This is a genomic window from Photorhabdus sp. RW14-46, assembly GCF_963887965.1.
Taxonomy (GTDB): Bacteria; Pseudomonadota; Gammaproteobacteria; order Enterobacterales; family Enterobacteriaceae; genus Photorhabdus; species Photorhabdus laumondii.
The window spans coordinates 47,143-64,009 of record NZ_CAWPHH010000026.1 but is presented as its reverse complement, the minus strand read 5'-3'; the positions used below and the strand labels follow the sequence as shown (position 1 = coordinate 64,009).

Below are 16,867 nucleotides of genomic sequence, written 5' to 3'. Positions count from 1 at the left end.
TATCACGGCAGGTGTGATGGAGATGTTCAAGTTCGGCTTTTTGTTCATCGGTAATGAATATTTTCATAGCGAGGATAATGATCTCCATTTCGGATAAAATCAAGCATCTTCAATGATTACGGGTATATATGATGGACTGAAATTAGATGATAAATAGTTTTCTATTATTTTTTTGCGAAGCGGCTCTGATAAATATTTTTCGAAGCAACTATAAAATTTTTATTTTGAAATTTAAATTAAATTATTTTTATTCTATTTTGTTGATTTTAATGGCATAATTTTTTATGCTTTAGTGATTAAATCATTGTGTCTATTATCTTTATATTCTTGTTTTGAGATTTTGTTATTATTTAGGTTGTGTTTTTAGATTGATTTTTTATTGGTTGAATTTAATTTAAATTCAAATTTATATATTTTTACAGTGGATGAATTTCGTATGTTATATCACTATGTTTTATTTTTAATGAGAAGTTTTTGTCACCTAAGTGATTAATAATAAGCTCTTTATTTTTGATTATAGTCGGATGATTTGTTTTTTATGTTATCTATTAATGTGTTGTTTTGTTTATATCTAATCAGTTAGTTTTTATGACTTAAATCGATCTATTTACTGAACAAATAATCCGTATGACAAGTATTTAATTGAAAATAAAAGGTATTTTTTTATATCGAGTAATAAAACAAAATAAATGTTGTCAAGCTATGAAGAACGTGATAACTCTTAAATATAGATTAAACAAACGAATTAAATGACCAAGATTATGAACATATTTGTCCTAGTGATTAGCCTAATTATTGTCAGCGTGGTGGTGATTATTATCCCACCGAGCGGGGCTGCACTTGGACGAAGAAAGGCTTAGAAGAACAGCCAAATCTCTCGAAGACCCCCGCACCGAAAGGCGCGGGGGTTTTTTTTCGACAAGCAAAATCCGGTAGAGACGGAAACATACAACAGAACAAAATCTTGTCTCACAGGGTAAACACAGGGGATATGAAAAATGAATGGGGCGCAGTGGGTTGTAAAGGCATTACGAACGCAGGGGATTGATAAGGTTTTTGGCTACCCTGGTGGTACGATCATGCCGGTTTATGATGCTTTGTACGATGGTGGTGTGGAGCATTTGCTTTGTCGGCATGAACAGGGGGCAGCTATGGCTGCAATCGGCTATGCGAGAGCCAGTGGTAAGCCGGGAGTTTGTATCGCTACATCGGGACCGGGAGCAACAAACTTAATCACTGGATTAGCCGATGCATTGTTAGATTCTGTTCCTATTGTTGCTATCACTGGTCAGGTTGGTTCTGAATTGATTGGAACTGATGCCTTCCAAGAAGTCGATGTTTTAGGTCTCTCCCTTGCTTGTACCAAACACAGTTTCTTAGTGGACTCACTGGAAGATTTACCTCAAATTATGGCGGAAGCCTTTTCTATTGCCACTAGTGGTCGACCTGGCCCAGTTTTGATTGATATTCCTAAAGATATTCAGTTGAAAGAGGGGAATTTTGTACCACATTTGGTACCCGTTGAGCAAAAGGAGCCCTGCTCGGAAAGTGAATTAGAACAAGCCCGGAAAATGGTTGCGGCTGCGACAAAGCCAGTGTTGTATGTCGGTGGTGGAGTAGGGATGTCTCAAGCAGTTTCTGTTCTGCGAGATTTTGTTGTGGAAACAGGTATGCCGGTTGCTTCTACGTTGAAAGGCTTGGGGGCTGCCGATTCAGAACATCCATGTTATCTGGGAATGCTTGGGATGCATGGTTCGAAAGCGGCCAATCTTGCCGTTCAGTCATGTGATTTGTTGATTGCTGTAGGTGCTCGTTTTGATGATCGTGTGACTGGCAAACTTAATACTTTTGCTCCGTGTGCAAAAATCATTCATCTGGATATCGATCCGGCAGAGTTGGGTAAATTACGTCAGGCTCATGTGTCGTTGCTGGGGGATGTGAAGGTATTATTGCCCCGTTTGCAACAGCCATTGTCAATTATGCCCTGGCAACAGGAAGTTAAGTATCTGAAAGCTGAATATCCTTGGTGTTATGACCATCAGGGAGAGAGTATCTATGCGCCTTGGTTATTGAAGCAGGTTTCAGATCGTAAAACATTTAATACGGTTATTACTACCGATGTTGGACAACATCAAATGTGGACAGCTCAGCATATGACGTTTGATGGGCCTGAAAATTTCATTACATCTAGTGGATTGGGCTCGATGGGATTTGGTATCCCTGCTGCAATTGGTGCTCAGATTGCTCGACCGGAAGATATGGTGATTTGTGTCTCTGGAGATGGCTCTTTCATGATGAATGTCCAAGAACTGGGGACAATTAAACGCAAGCAATTACCCGTAAAAATTTTATTGTTGGATAACCAGCGATTGGGAATGGTGCGGCAATGGCAGGAGCTGTTTTTTGATAAGCGATATAGCGAAACGACATTAACAGATAACCCCGATTTTGTCACATTAGCGAAAGCTTTTGATATTCCGGGGCAACATATCACGGATAAATCACAGATTGATGAAGCGCTGAATGCATTATTCAGCAGTAAGGGCCCCTATTTATTACAGGTATCTATTGAGGAATTAGAGAACGTTTGGCCGTTAGTTCCTCCTGGTGCAAGCAATGAAACTATGTTGGAGAAATCATTATGATGCAGCATCAACTTGCAATCCATGCTCGTTTCCGTCCTGAAATATTAGAGCGCATCTTACGGGTAACGCGTCATCGTGGATTTCAGATCTGTTCCATGAATATGGATCAAACAATGGATGGCGATAATGTTAATATCGAATTAATTGTTGCCAGCCAAAAACCGGTTAATTTGTTGTCTTCACAACTGACTAAATTAGTGGATGTCGCTGGCGTCAAGATCCTGCAACAAAAATCACAACTCATACGTGCATAACGTAGAAATAAAGGAATGAGAGAATGACGAAGCAATCCGATTACATTTGGTTCAATGGTGAGATGGTTCCTTGGGCAGATGCTAAAGTTCACGTAATGTCCCATGCTTTACATTACGGCACATCTGTTTTTGAGGGAATTCGCTGCTATGACTCTCATAAAGGGCCAGTGGTTTTCCGCCATCGTGAGCATATGCAGCGTTTACATGACTCTGCAAAGATTTATCGTATGCCGTTGAACCAGAGTGTCGATGAATTAATGGAGGCGTGTCGGGCAACTCTTCGTAAAAATAATTTAGTCAGTGCTTATATACGTCCATTGGTCTTTATCGGTGATGTTGGCATGGGGGTTAATCCACCTGCTGGTTATAAAACTGATGTCATTATTGCCGCCTTTCCGTGGGGAGCTTATTTGGGAGAAGGCGCATTGGATCAAGGAATTGATGCGATGGTTTCTTCATGGAATCGTGCGGCACCAAACACAATGCCAACTGCGGCTAAAGCCGGTGGTAACTACCTGTCTTCGCTTTTAGTCGGTAGTGAAGCTCGTCGTCGTGGGTATCAGGAAGGTATTGCACTGGATGTTTCTGGTTATATCTCTGAGGGTGCGGGTGAAAATCTATTTGAAGTAAAAGATGGCATATTATTTACCCCACCATTTACCTCTGCTGCATTACCAGGAATTACTCGTGATGCCATTATCAAACTGGCGAAAGATTTAGGGCTGGAAGTGCGTGAGCAGGTATTGTCGCGCGAATCATTGTACCTGGCTGATGAAGTTTTTATGTCTGGCACAGCGGCTGAAATCACACCCGTTCGCAGTGTTGATGATATTCAGGTTGGTATCGGTAGATGTGGACCTATTACCAAAAAAATTCAACAAGCTTTCTTTGGCTTGTTTGATGGCACGACAGATGATAAATGGGGCTGGTTAGATCCAGTCAATCCTTAATAGAACTATACCCAATGGATTTCAAGATGGATCGCGACGGCAAGGGAGCGAATCCCCGGGAGCATAGATAACGATGTGACCGGGGTGAGTGAGTGCAGCCAACAAAGAGGCAACTTGAAAGATGACGGGTATATAAATAATTTAACGGGCGGTTCGTTCCCCGCCTGTTTTGATAACACGGGAGTGAAGATAATGCCTAAGTACCGTTCTGCCACTACGACTCATGGCCGCAATATGGCAGGAGCTCGCGCTTTATGGCGCGCGACAGGGATGACCGATGCAGATTTCGGTAAACCGATTATTGCAGTAGTTAACTCATTTACTCAGTTTGTTCCAGGGCATGTTCATTTGCGGGACTTAGGTAAACTGGTTGCGGAACAGATTGAAGCATCAGGCGGTGTTGCAAAAGAGTTCAATACGATAGCGGTGGATGACGGTATCGCAATGGGGCATGGTGGTATGCTCTATTCTCTGCCGTCACGTGAATTGATCGCTGATTCTGTTGAATATATGGTGAATGCACATTGTGCGGACGCTATGGTGTGTATTTCCAATTGTGACAAAATTACCCCAGGAATGCTGATGGCAGCACTACGTCTGAACATTCCGGCGATTTTTGTTTCCGGTGGCCCTATGGAGGCAGGTAAAACTAAATTGTCAGATCAGATTATTAAATTGGATCTGATCGATGCCATGATCCAAGGCGCGAACCCGAAGGTCAGTGATGAAGATAGCAATCAGATTGAGCGCTCAGCTTGCCCAACTTGTGGTTCCTGCTCAGGCATGTTTACTGCTAACTCTATGAATTGCCTTACAGAGGCACTGGGTTTGTCGCAACCGGGGAATGGCTCATTACTGGCTACTCATGCAGATCGTAAGGCGCTGTTTCTGAATGCAGGCAAGCGCATTGTTGAGTTGACTAAGCGTTATTATGAAAAAAATGATGACAGTGCTCTGCCGCGTAGTATTGCAACGAAAGCCGCATTTGAAAATGCGATGATGTTGGATATTGCAATGGGGGGATCAACGAATACTGTGCTTCACTTACTGGCTGCGGCGCAGGAAGGGGAAGTTGATTTCACTATGGCGGATATTGATCGTTTGTCTCGTCAGATCCCTCATCTATGTAAAGTTGCACCAAGTACACAAAAATACCATATGGAAGATGTTCACCGTGCTGGTGGTGTGATCGGTATTTTAGGTGAGCTGGATAGAGCGGGTTTGTTGAATCGTCAGGTTAAAAATGTTTTGGGTCTGGATTTGTTACAAACGCTTAATCAATACGATGTGATGCAGACGGTAGATGAGTCAGTGAAGGAGATGTATTCGGCAGGCCCTGCGGGTATCCGTACTACTCAGGCATTTTCACAAGATTGTCGTTGGCCTTCGTTGGATACTGACCGTGTAGAAGGGTGTATTCGCGACATTGAACATGCCTATAGTCGGGATGGTGGTCTTGCTGTTCTATTTGGTAATTTGGCTATAGATGGTTGTATTGTAAAAACCGCCGGGGTTGATGAGGGCAGTCTGACGTTCCGTGGGCCAGCCAAAGTTTACGAAAGTCAGGAAGATGCGGTTGATGCGATCTTGGGTGGAAAAGTCGTTGCTGGTGATGTGGTGGTCATTCGTTATGAAGGGCCAAAAGGTGGGCCTGGCATGCAGGAAATGTTGTATCCGACGACTTATCTAAAATCTGTGGGGCTAGGCAAAAGCTGTGCATTGATTACCGATGGCCGTTTCTCTGGTGGTACCTCGGGTTTGTCGATCGGCCATGTTTCTCCCGAAGCGGCTAATAGTGGGCTAATCGGTTTGGTTCAAGATGGCGATATTATTGATATTGATATTCCACTGCGGAAAATTCGACTTGATGTAGATGAAAGGATACTTGCTACCCGTAAAGAAATGGAATTTGCCCGCGGTGATAAATCGTGGACGCCGAAAGCCCGTGAACGTCAGGTATCGCTTGCCTTGAGAGCTTATGCTTCATTGGCAACCAGTGCGGATAAAGGTGCTGTCCGTGATAAATCTAAGTTAGGGGGATAATCGTATGTCTGCATGTCTTCCCTTAACTTCCTCACCAAATGGTGCAGAGTATTTGAAAGCAGCATTAAGCGCGCCGGTTTATGAAGTTGCTCAGGTGACTCCTTTGCAGGAAATGGAGAAAATTTCTGCCCGCTTGGGAAATACTATTTTGGTAAAGCGGGAAGATCGGCAACCTGTTCACAGTTTCAAGCTCCGTGGTGCGTATGCCATGATTGCGAGTTTGACTGAGGAACAAAAAAACCGAGGAGTGATTACCGCGTCAGCCGGTAACCATGCTCAGGGGGTTGCACTTTCTGCCAATCGTTTGGGAATTAACTCTTTGATTGTTATGCCGGTTACTACTGCGGATATTAAAGTCGATGCGGTCCGGAATTTCGGTGGTAAGGCTCTGTTGTATGGTGCTAATTTTGATGAGGCTAAAGCTAAAGCGATAGAAATGGCACAACAGGAGGGCTATACCTTTGTTCCTCCGTTTGATCATCCTGCTGTAATCGCAGGTCAGGCAACACTGGCGATGGAACTTTTGCAACAGGATGTGCGTCTGGATCGAATCTTTGTACCTGTCGGTGGAGGGGGGTTGATTGCTGGCGTTGCTGTGTTGATTAAGCAACTGATGCCAGAAATTAAAATTATTGGGGTGGAAGCGGAAGATTCAGCTTGCCTGAAAGCAGCAATGGAGGCTGGATATCCGGTAGATTTGCCACGAGTTGGTTTGTTTGCTGAAGGTGTTGCGGTTAAGCGTATCGGTGATGAAACATTTCGTTTGTGTCAGCAATATGTAGATGATGTTATCACGGTAGACAGTGATGCTATTTGTGCCGCGGTAAAAGATCTGTTTGAGGATGTGCGTGCGATTGCTGAGCCATCCGGTGCATTGGCACTTGCTGGATTGAAAAAGTATGTTCAGCAGCATCAGCTTAGAGGTGAGCGACTGGCACATATTCTTTCTGGCGCTAACGTAAGCTTCCACGGGTTACGTTATGTCTCTGAGCGTTGTGAATTGGGCGAGCAGCGGGAAGCATTGCTGGCAGTGACTATTCCTGAACAGAAAGGGAGTTTCCTGAGTTTTTGCCAGAAATTGGGCGATCGGGTGGTAACAGAGTTTAATTATCGTTATACGGATGCAGATCCTGATCAGGCTTGTCTTTTCGTTGGTGTTCGCCTGAGTCGTGGTGAGGTAGAACGACGGGAAATTATCGAGGAATTGCGTACCGCAGGATATCAGGTTGCCGATCTCTCTGATGATGAGATGGCGAAATTACATGTTCGCTATATGATCGGCGGTCGTCCATCTAAGCCATTGAAAGAGCGCTTATTTAGTTTTGAATTTCCTGAATCACCGGGGGCTTTGCTAAAGTTCCTCCAAACTTTGGGAACTCACTGGAATATTACGTTATTCCATTATCGCAATTATGGTACAGATTATGGTCGGGTGTTAGCCGCATTTGAATTGTCAGGAGCGGAAGTGCGTTTTAAGCGTCATCTTGATGCATTAGGCTATGCGTATCATGATGAGACGGATACCCCTGCGTTTAAATTCTTTTTGATGTGCCAAAACATCTAAAACAGCCGGAGATTGATCGGTAGTTTTGGTGATGAAAAAACATGTTCTATAAAACGACAAAATAGCGCCTTGATAAGGTGCTATTTTGATTAGGTTTCATTGGAAAGGGGGCTAAATGGGTTCTTTGGTTATTTATCGATAGTTTGGTTTTTAAGCTTATTTTGTTTATTTATCATAGTGTTATTTCTTTTCTCCGACGGTGGGTTTTGCCAGCCAGATCAAGATCAGCAAGATCAGAAAAATAAAGCCAAATAGCCAATAAATCTCGTTAGCAGCAATAATCAATCCCTGATTAGTGATTTCACGTGCCAGAGAGTGACTGGCTTGAGCGTGTGTCATCCCTAATTGTTCCATTTTCTCATAGGCTTGTTGGGCAATAGGATTATGGGGAGTTATCGATTCAGTTAACTGGACATGATGGACAGCTTCGCGACGGGACCACATGGTCGTGGTGATGGAAGTACCCACGGATGTTGCCAGCGTGCGTAAAAAGTTAAATAAACTGCCCGCAGAGGCGATTTTAGCGGGTTCAACATCAGATAATATAATGGCTGTTAGTGGCATAATTAAACAGGCGATAGCAAAGCCCTGAATAAATTGTGGCCAGGCAGCAGTGGAAAAATCCATTGATAGCTCAAAGGTATGAGTTCTCCAAAAGAAACAGAGTGCAAAAATGATAAAGCTAAACATAACTAAATAACGCATATCAATTTTTGAACTAAAACGACCAATGAGTGGAACGAGCATTATTGGCACTATCCCTAATGGAGCCATTACCAATCCTGCCCAAGTGGCTGTATAACCAAATACCATTTGCAATAGTTGAGGCTGCAAAACCAGAGTGCCTATATGGAGTAGGAAAGCCAAACTGATACATAAAGTACCGATAGTAAAATTGCGTGATTTAAATAGTGATAAATCAATGATCGGATCATCATCGGTGAATTCCCAGATGATCAGGAAAGTTATGGCAATAACTGCGATAATGGCTAATGCAATAATTTCTGTTGAGTTGAACCAATCAAGCTCTTTTCCTCTATCAAGCAATAGCTGAAAACAACCAACACCGATGACCAATAAAATTAGTCCTACGATATCAATTGACCTAGCCGTTATTTCAGTTTCCCGATCTTTTAACAGCATCCAGGTGATAGCAATGGCGGCAAAGCCAACCGGAACGTTGATGAGAAAGATCCACCCCCAATGGTAGTTGTCGCTGATCCAACCGCCGAGTATCGGACCACAAACTGGAGCGATAACGATAGTCATTGACCACAGAGCCAATGCCATATTGCGTTTTAGCGGAGGATAGTTGTTGAGTAGCAAACTTTGAGAAAGGGGCATAATTGGCCCGGCTGAGATACCTTGCAGGACGCGGGAAATAATCAACATTTCCAAGCTATTAGCAATACCACATAACCAGGAAGTGATCACAAATAAGATCATTGAAATTAAGAAAACCCGGACTTCCCCGAACCGCTTTGCTAACCAGCCAGTTAATGGGATAGAGATCGCGTTAGCAACAGCAAATGAGGTAATAACCCAGGTTCCTTGTGATACTGATGAACCCAGATCTCCAGCAATTGTTGATATTGCAACGTTAGCAATGGTCAGGTCCAATATTTGTAAAAAAGCGGCTAATGCTAAAGCCAGGGTTAGCCAGCCAAGTTTGGCTCCTGATAATGGCTCTTTTAGCATGTTAACCTCACTTATTTTGACTGGTATTAACTTGAATGATTTCGTTAATTAGCCGATCAATTTCTACGGTGTTGTAAGTTAAAACGTTGGTTTCATAAACAATGCCATTACGAGGCGTGTCAGCAAGCACCAGACCACCCTGATTTCGGGTATCAACCGCGGCGTGCATGGATAAACCGATGCGTAAAGGATGAGCAATAAGTTGTTGTGCTTCTAGTTCAACACGAACGGGTAAACGTTGAACTACTTTGATCCAGTTACCGGTGGCGTTTTGTGCTGGCAATAAAGAAAATGCACTGCCAGTTCCCATATCAAGACCAACGATCCGGCCCTTATAAGTGACACCACTACCATAGAAATCGCTAATCAGGGTTACGGGTTGACCAATACGCACATTGGCAAGTTGAACTTCTTTGAAGTTAGCTTCGACCCAAAGTTGGTCAGCGGGTACGATAACCATCAGTGGAGCACCACTTTTTATTTGTGAGCCTACTTGAACACTGCGGCGTGAAACGTAGCCTGTTACCGGCGCGACAATCTGGGTGCGCTGTAAGGTTAACCATGCATCGTGGAGCTGGGAAGCGGCCAGTTTAATCGCAGGTTGTTGATCTAATGGGGTGTCTATAACTAGTGCTTTGTTGGCATAATATTGTTGTCGGGCAACATTCAGCTCAGATTTTGCCATTTGTACGCTATTGCGGGAATGAATCAGATTTTCTTTGGCGATAGCACCTGTGAGTCCCAAATGTTCACGTCGTTTTAAATCGTCTTGAGCCTGTTGTAATGCCGTTTGTTTGAGATCAATGTTAGCCAATAGTTTTTCATTATCAATAATGGTTTGGTGAGTTTGCCTGACATTATTAGCCAAAGTATTTTTCGCTCGCTCAAAAGCATGTTCCGCATCAATAGAGTCTAAACGTAGCAAAATATCGCCTTGTTGAACGAAGTCGGTATTATCGGCATAAATGGCGGTTACGCTACCGGTGATCTGGGCCATCACTTGTACCTGATTACCCACAACGTAAGCATCATCAGTCGCTTGATAATGACGTAATGAAATAAGCCAATAGGTGAAGTAACCCAACCCGACAAAAGCAAATAAGAGAGTTGCGAGGATCAGTGCTAACTTACGTTTTGACTTTTTCTCATTAAGCGGAGGTGATTGTATTTCTCCGGTCATGTGTTCTCTCCTATCACAGTGATTAAAAGTAAATTCGTCTTAATTAATGTGCTTATATTTGATTAAACACCTTGGAGTCGACTACAAGGTCAAGCCCTTCTCATCTGATAAAATGAAAATTGCTAATATTTAGCACTTAACGCCAAGAGCATGATTTAATATTAAAATTGTTTATTATCGTTATTAACATTTACCAGATAGGCTGGATTGTTTATCTGGCAATGATTAACGGTATTTTGTGTCAGTACCCAGAATATTTATCTGGGTACAAATGACCACAGGATAGGGCTACGAATCCATTGATGTTAATTGTTTAACTGACTCAAGCGGTCATTCCTCCATCAACAACGAATGTTTGCCCGGTAATGTAGCGTCCTCCAGGGCTGAGTAGGAAATTGATTGTCAGAGCAATATCTTCTACTGAACCCAAGCGGCCCAGTGGGATGTTAGATAACAGTTTTTTCCTATGTGGCGCGGGGATATGATCCAGCATTTCAGTGTCAATCAAGCCTGGCGCAACGGTATTGACCCGGACATTAAATCGGCCAACTTCAACAGCTAATGAGCGGGTAATACCGATCATGGCGGCTTTGGTGGCAGCGTAGTTAACTTGCCCTGAGTTAGCTTTAAATGCAGTGACTGAGCTCATATGGATAATGCAGCCTTCTCCAGCAGTAATCATTTCAGGGAGAAATGCGTGATTCACTAAATAGATAGAAGAAAGATTGGTGGAAATGACATTATGCCACTCTTCTTCTTTCATATTTATCAGCAATGCATCTTGTGTAATTCCGGCGTTATTGATGATGGCATAAGGAGCGCCATATTGTGAGATAAGTTCTGCTGACAATGTTGTGACTTCTTTCGCGTTTGAGACGTCACATTGATAGCCCTCACAGCGATAACCTTGCTGTTCAATGTCATGACACAATATTTGTGCTTCATTTATGCTGGATTTATAGGTAAAAACCACGTGATAGTTTTGAGCTGCTAGCATTTTTACTATGCCTTTGCCGATACCACGTGATCCACCTGAAATAAAAACCCAAGGGGTGCTGATATTCATTAAGTGATTCCTCTAAATTTATGCCATCCGTCTGCCAATACCGCATTCATCAGATTTTAGTTGGCAATCTGCTTTCTTTTTGTTGTTCCCATCAGACTCATCTCAACAACTAAAGAGATTTCGCCATTCAGCCAGATCGGGATTTCCAGCGTACCGTATAACGAACCATCAACGTCGAATGTATCTTTTGGTACGATCGTATATTCGATATTTGGCATTTCATCTGGGATTTGGCGATTAAGCAGCGCTGGAGAGAAACTCACGGTGTGCATAACATGCAAAACAATGAGATCTTTGAGGCATGTTTCATCATGTTCTTGTTTGCCAAAATAGGTTTTAAATTCTGTTGCTAGTGCAGTTTTGGCACTTTGCTGCATAAAAAGATAAAACATCAGAGCATCAAGAAAGATCCAGAATTCATTGACTTCCGGGAAGGTATGTTTAAATTCGATGGATTTTTTTATTGTCTCTTGTATGGGAACTTGGCAACGTGGTTTTTCGGGAAAGCTAGTTTTTTGTGAAAAATCGAAACAACTATAGTGACCAATCAGAGGTTTCAGGTTGGTTGTTTCGTCTTGCAGATTAAAGGTCGTTTTCCCATTCCGGTTAGTGTGCTTAGTTTTGACGCAATAGCAGGCATCCAGAGGTACGGGATTGCGTAAATTAACGTGCCACTGTCTGCCCATTTCCCGATTTAGTTGTGACAGATAATCGTATCCGCTTTTGAGCGGGATCATGGCCAGCATGCCGTGTACTGCAATACCACCTAACCCAACTTCTCTTGCGATTTTTTCATCAAAATGGATAGGATTGTAGTCTCCAGAGAATTTAGCCCATTGACTGAGATCTTTTTTGCTAAATTGAACGTTCATCTATCGGCCTTCCTGAAAATAAGTGCACAGTTTGTGCCACCGAATCCGTAGTTAACATTTAAAGCGGTGTCAATAAGTTGGTGAGTTCGGTGGATATTGGGGACATAATCCAGATCGCATAGCGGATCAGGGTTATTCAAGTGCATCGTTGCGGGAATCGTTGCTGTCTCTATCGCTTTGAGACAGAAAATGGATTCAATTGCTCCTGCTCCGGCAATAAGATGGCCTGTATAGGATTTTGTACTGGAAATAGGAATACGATAAGCGTGCTCGCCCAGGCTCATTTTTAGAACATCGGTTTCGTTAATGTCGTTTAATGGGGTTGATGTCCCATGAGCATTAATATAGTGAATATCTGAGGTGGAGAGTTTGGCCTGTTCCAGCGCCATCTGAATTGCCATGACCCGTCCTTTGCAATCTGGGGCCGGGGCGGTCATATCTGACGCATCAGAATTATTGCCATAGCCAATCACTTCCGCCAGTATTTTAGCTCCCCTGGCAACAGCGCAATCATAGTCTTCAAGGCATAATATTGCGGCACCCTCCGACATAACAAAACCACTACGATCTTTACTGAATGGGCAGCAAGCCTTTTCGACAGATTCCTGTTCTTTACTCAATGCTCCAAGAATGTCGATACTCCAGACAATGAATGGATCTCTGATGCTTTCACCACCCCCTGCTAGCATCATTTTAGTGCGTCCACTGCGGATAAGTTCAAACGCATCACCTATCGCCATACTGCCGGTTGCACAAGCTGCAACCGGGGTATTTTGATATCCCCGTAAGTTCCAGTTCATTGAAATTGCGGCTGTTCCTACGCTGTGCATAGACATAATATTGGTCATCGGTGAAGCAATGCCTTGATCAGCATAGGAATGGCTGTTTTCAACGGTTGCATCTTCTCCACCCCAGCCAGTGCCAAAAATGACGCCGCGTTCAAAAGGCGAATAATTTTCGTCAAGAGCGGTTTTATCGTTACCAAATGCCATCTTGATTGCTTCATCCGCCGCAATCAGCCCAAGTTTGCTGAATTTGGGCAGGTTCTTTAATAACTTTTTGGAAAACCGTGATACATCAGGCGAGAAAGGGATATTACCGAAAAATTTAGCTACAACAGAAGCGTCTGGGTGTTCTTCCTTTTTGTAGCCTACACGATAATTTAGGATTGCATCCCAAATTTCCTGGGTATTTTGCCCAAGCGAACAGATAGAACCATAGCCTGTGACGGCAACGCGGTGATAGCCTGTTTGAATATTCATGAAACATTATCTCCAAAATTCATTTCCTGGTGACATGCTTTATTTTTTAACACAACCAAATAATAGGATTGGTAGATAAAAGCATCATAAAAATGAATGTTAGCTGTGTTGTGATATTGTCATAGACAGCTAACATCCCAGTGTATTCGTGATGATTATTTTGCTAATTCACTAACGTAATTGACAAAGTCACCGATTGTTGTCGTATTATCCCGCTGGAACTTATCGAAATTCAGTTGAATTCCCATTTCTCTTTTTAACGCAACCTGAATAGAAACGAAATCCAGACTCACTAAATGAATATCATCAAGTAGAGTGTCGAGAGTAATATCTTCTGGTTCGATATCGGTTAATTCAGTAATTTGAGATTGAAGTAATTCAAACAGTTTCATATTAATGTCCCCTAAAAATTTAAATTTTTCTATTATTCCTGGGTGATTAAAGATTTCCCTGAAATTTTAAGTAAGTTATACGTTTCTTGTTTGATGGCGTTAGCCAATATCTCAATATCATCTTGGCTTGTGGCATATCCGAAGCTGATGCGTACCGCACTATCAATACGATCATCGGGTAATCCCATAGCAGCCAGAACGTGAGAACGTTGGGTTGATTTGTTATTGCTACAGGCTGATCCTAAGGATAAAGAGATGCCGTGACGTAAATCTAGCCTGCTGGCTAGCGATTCAGCACGAATACCCGAGAAACTTAAATTGAGAGTCCAAGGTGCCTGAAACGCTGGATTGGTATTACCATTAATCAGGTAGTTAACATGATGTTGATCTAACCGAGATAGCAAGGTTGTTCTGAGCGTTTTGTAAGTATTGAAGCGTCCTTGCAAGCTGTTCAGTGATTCTTTAGCTGCCGCCGCCAGTCCAGCAAGTCCTAAGGTGTTCTCAGTGCCGCTGCGTACTCCTTGTTCTTGCCCTCCACCATGTAGCAAGGGATTTAATTGAATACCTGGTGCATGGTAAAGCCCGCCAATACCTTTCGGGCCGTTAAACTTATGGCCGGAGAAAGATATGGTCGTTACACCGGAAAGTGTGTCACAGCTAAAAGGCCGTTTACCAATAGCCTGTACTGCATCGATATGCAGATAAACACCGGCCTCTTTTGCTAAAGAGGCGACCGCTTCATAGGGCTGGATCACGCCGGTTTCGTTGTTAATCGCCATTAAGGTGATCAGACGGGTTTGTGGCCGCAAGTTTTCCTGGATACTTTGTACACTTATCCGCCCTTGATTATCGGGGTTGATCAGTGTTAGCTGAAGTCCGCGTTGCTGATACCAGAGTAACGGTGCCAGAACAGACGGATGCTCAATGGAAGAGCTAATAACATGATGAGCAGACAGATCCGAACCGGAAAGTGTTGCTAACAAGCTGAATAAGGCTTGGTTATTACTTTCGGTTCCTCCTGATGTAAACAGGATTTGCTCTGGGACTGTGCCCATCAATGCAGCCATCGATATTCTAGCGTCAGTGAGCAACTTTTTTGCCATGCTACTTAAGCTGTAGTGGCTAGATGGGTTAGCAAAAACAGACATTGCGTCTTTAATCGCCAACTGTGCTTTAACACTTAGCGGTGTTGTGGCGTTGTAGTCGAAATATAGACTTGTCATATTTTTCCCTTTAGCTGCTCAAATAGCTTATGCAGCATATCAAGGCAGTGTTGCTGTGCGGGTTCTAACTCACCTAATAATGCATCTATGCCTTCAGGCGATAATGCATTCAATTCTTCGAGAGTCTTACCTTTAGCATGGCGACAAAACTGGTTAGACATTGCCAGGGAGGCGGTACATCCCCATGCACGAAAACAGGCATTATTTACCCGCCCTTGGTTATCCAATGTCAGGTCGATATCAACCTTGTCACCACATACAGGGTTACCTAATGCCAGTTTAATGGTGGGGGCGGATAACGTCCCCTGGCAATCAGGATTGCAAAAGTTGTCAATAATGATGTTGTTAAACATAATTCCACCTTGCTATTTATACAGCGGGTGTAGCTGAGGTACTTTCATCGTCTGACATTTTTCTCTCAAGGTTGACCGCACAGCAACCAAACTCTTTAGCAGCAGCGGTACGCATAACAAACTGAATTCGCTGAGAATTACGCCAGGATTTATTAGGATCGGTACGCAAGTAGACCAAATCTTCTGTCAGTAACATGCCGGGAGTGGAAACAGAGAGTGGATCTAAGATCACTAATTGTCCGGTTTCGCCATCAGGTAATTCACGTGTTAAATCGTTAGGATCACGGACGGAGAAATGAATATAAGGAGGAACATGCTTATGGTTATATTCATCTTCGATGGCAAGAACGTTTGCTTCAACCAGACCATACATGTCACGATTTCGGGAAGCTGGAATGCCCATCCATTCTTCGATATCTGCATTCAATTCGCTGCGGGAGATCATATCCCCGGTAAAACGTTTCCAGCCGCCCATAGTAATTACCATGCTATCGCGATCTAAAGTGAGCTTGGTATTATTCTCTTTTAGGAACGTAATAAAACGATGGATCATGAATGGAGGGCCAATTAAATGCCGGGTGAATTTGCCTTTCCACTGGATTAATTGATTCAAAGCATCTTCTGGGGAGAAGTGGTCCTGATTAATCATATAGCGTCGGGTATCTAATAAACCCGTCAGGAAATTAAAGATTTTGACCAGTGCCATTTCTGGAATATCTTCTGTTGACGGGCATAAGCATAGGCCGGCACCGCCAGATACTTTGAACATACTGCGATAATTGGAATAGACAGCCAATACTGTATGATCCATCGTATCGTGGCAACGACGATAAACGCTAGGAATTCCACTGGTACCCGTTGAGCGCATTTCATGTTCGATTTCAGATAATGGCTTGCTTAATAAACGGTGACTTTCGGCTGATTTATAAGTTGCAACGGGTATGAGTGGGATGCGAACCAAATCATTATAGTTCTGGATATCTTCTGGTTTAATACCTTGTTTTTCACAAATATCTTTATAGTAAGGGTTATTATGATAATGGAAATTAAAAGCGTCCTTAAGCAAACAGGTTTTTAATTCCTGTTGTTCTTCTTTAGACAACTTATAGAGAAGGTCGACATCGGCTATTAGCCACTTCAACGGATTTCCGCCACGAGATTTTATACCGTCATATATATTTTTGATATTTTCCATTTTTTCATCTCCGGTAGGGTAAAGAGTAGATAAATTAATCTTTGCTTATTATAAGTTATAGCGATAAAGCATAAGTTACGTAGGCAAAAATGATAGTCATTAATAATTTATTTTTATTGAATAAATTGGCTATATTATTACTTTGATCATTATATGGATTTGTCAATATT

At 42.7% G+C, this 16,867-nt stretch carries 15 protein-coding genes; 6 read left to right on the top strand and 9 right to left on the bottom strand.

Annotated features, from left to right (window positions below; genetic code table 11):
• The first annotated feature begins 761 nt into the window (after nucleotides 1–761).
• From ilvL to ilvA, 6 genes are all read left to right on the top strand, one after another.
• Entirely contained in the window at nucleotides 762–860 is a 99-nt protein-coding gene (ilvL, locus tag AACQ38_RS17950) for an ilv operon leader peptide (protein ID WP_165578737.1), read from the top strand.
• Between the two features lie 138 nt (nucleotides 861–998).
• Complete coding sequence (ilvG, locus tag AACQ38_RS17945) at nucleotides 999–2,645, top strand: acetolactate synthase 2 catalytic subunit (protein ID WP_011148755.1); 1,647 nt, start codon at nucleotides 999–1,001, stop codon at nucleotides 2,643–2,645.
• Nucleotides 2,642–2,899 (top strand): acetolactate synthase 2 small subunit, encoded by a 258-nt coding sequence (gene ilvM / locus AACQ38_RS17940; RefSeq protein WP_011148754.1) that lies wholly within the window; start codon nucleotides 2,642–2,644, stop codon nucleotides 2,897–2,899. Before ilvG ends, ilvM begins: the two co-directional genes overlap by 4 nt.
• A 23-nt stretch (nucleotides 2,900–2,922) precedes the next feature.
• Nucleotides 2,923–3,849 carry a branched-chain amino acid transaminase gene (locus AACQ38_RS17935; protein ID WP_011148753.1) on the top strand — a complete coding sequence of 309 codons (927 nt, stop codon included), beginning with the start codon at nucleotides 2,923–2,925 and terminating at the stop codon, nucleotides 3,847–3,849.
• Nucleotides 3,850–4,041: 192 nt separating this feature from the next.
• On the top strand, nucleotides 4,042–5,892 hold the full coding sequence (gene ilvD, locus AACQ38_RS17930) for a dihydroxy-acid dehydratase (protein WP_165578738.1): 1,851 nt from the start codon (nucleotides 4,042–4,044) through the stop codon (nucleotides 5,890–5,892).
• 4 nt (nucleotides 5,893–5,896) lie between these two features.
• A complete protein-coding gene (gene ilvA / locus AACQ38_RS17925) occupies nucleotides 5,897–7,456 on the top strand; it encodes a threonine ammonia-lyase, biosynthetic (RefSeq protein WP_165578736.1) in 1,560 nt (519 codons plus the stop codon).
• A gap of 180 nt (nucleotides 7,457–7,636) precedes the next feature.
• Here ilvA and AACQ38_RS17920 read toward each other — a convergent pair whose 3' ends face one another.
• The 9 genes from AACQ38_RS17920 to AACQ38_RS17880 form a co-directional block, all read right to left on the bottom strand.
• Nucleotides 7,637–9,154 (bottom strand): DHA2 family efflux MFS transporter permease subunit, encoded by a 1,518-nt coding sequence (locus AACQ38_RS17920; protein ID WP_011148750.1) that lies wholly within the window; start codon nucleotides 9,152–9,154, stop codon nucleotides 7,637–7,639.
• A 7-nt stretch (nucleotides 9,155–9,161) separates the two neighbouring features.
• Complete coding sequence (gene emrA / locus AACQ38_RS17915) at nucleotides 9,162–10,334, bottom strand: multidrug efflux MFS transporter periplasmic adaptor subunit EmrA (RefSeq protein WP_165578735.1); 1,173 nt, start codon at nucleotides 10,332–10,334, stop codon at nucleotides 9,162–9,164.
• A 322-nt stretch (nucleotides 10,335–10,656) separates the two neighbouring features.
• Entirely contained in the window at nucleotides 10,657–11,400 is a 744-nt protein-coding gene (gene fabG, locus AACQ38_RS17910; protein ID WP_165578733.1) for a 3-oxoacyl-ACP reductase FabG, read from the bottom strand.
• A 56-nt stretch (nucleotides 11,401–11,456) separates the two neighbouring features.
• Entirely contained in the window at nucleotides 11,457–12,272 is an 816-nt protein-coding gene (locus AACQ38_RS17905) for a MaoC/PaaZ C-terminal domain-containing protein (protein WP_011148747.1), read from the bottom strand.
• Complete coding sequence (locus tag AACQ38_RS17900; protein ID WP_011148746.1) at nucleotides 12,269–13,534, bottom strand: beta-ketoacyl-[acyl-carrier-protein] synthase family protein; 1,266 nt, start codon at nucleotides 13,532–13,534, stop codon at nucleotides 12,269–12,271. The genes AACQ38_RS17905 and AACQ38_RS17900 overlap by 4 nt, the downstream gene beginning before the upstream one ends.
• Nucleotides 13,535–13,689: 155 nt before the next feature.
• Nucleotides 13,690–13,926, bottom strand: coding sequence for an acyl carrier protein (locus AACQ38_RS17895; RefSeq protein ID WP_011148745.1), 237 nt, complete (start codon nucleotides 13,924–13,926; stop codon nucleotides 13,690–13,692).
• Nucleotides 13,927–13,958: 32 nt separating this feature from the next.
• Nucleotides 13,959–15,149, bottom strand: a complete 1,191-nt coding sequence (locus tag AACQ38_RS17890) for a cysteine desulfurase family protein (RefSeq protein ID WP_165578732.1) — start codon at nucleotides 15,147–15,149, stop codon at nucleotides 13,959–13,961.
• The gene (locus AACQ38_RS17885) at nucleotides 15,146–15,502 is read right to left on the bottom strand and encodes an iron-sulfur cluster assembly scaffold protein (RefSeq protein WP_011148743.1); all 357 of its coding nucleotides are present in this window, start codon (nucleotides 15,500–15,502) and stop codon (nucleotides 15,146–15,148) included. The genes AACQ38_RS17890 and AACQ38_RS17885 overlap by 4 nt, the downstream gene beginning before the upstream one ends.
• A 16-nt stretch (nucleotides 15,503–15,518) precedes the next feature.
• The gene (locus AACQ38_RS17880; RefSeq protein WP_011148742.1) at nucleotides 15,519–16,697 is read right to left on the bottom strand and encodes a LuxE/PaaK family acyltransferase; all 1,179 of its coding nucleotides are present in this window, start codon (nucleotides 16,695–16,697) and stop codon (nucleotides 15,519–15,521) included.
• Between the last annotated feature and the right edge of the window lie 170 nt (nucleotides 16,698–16,867).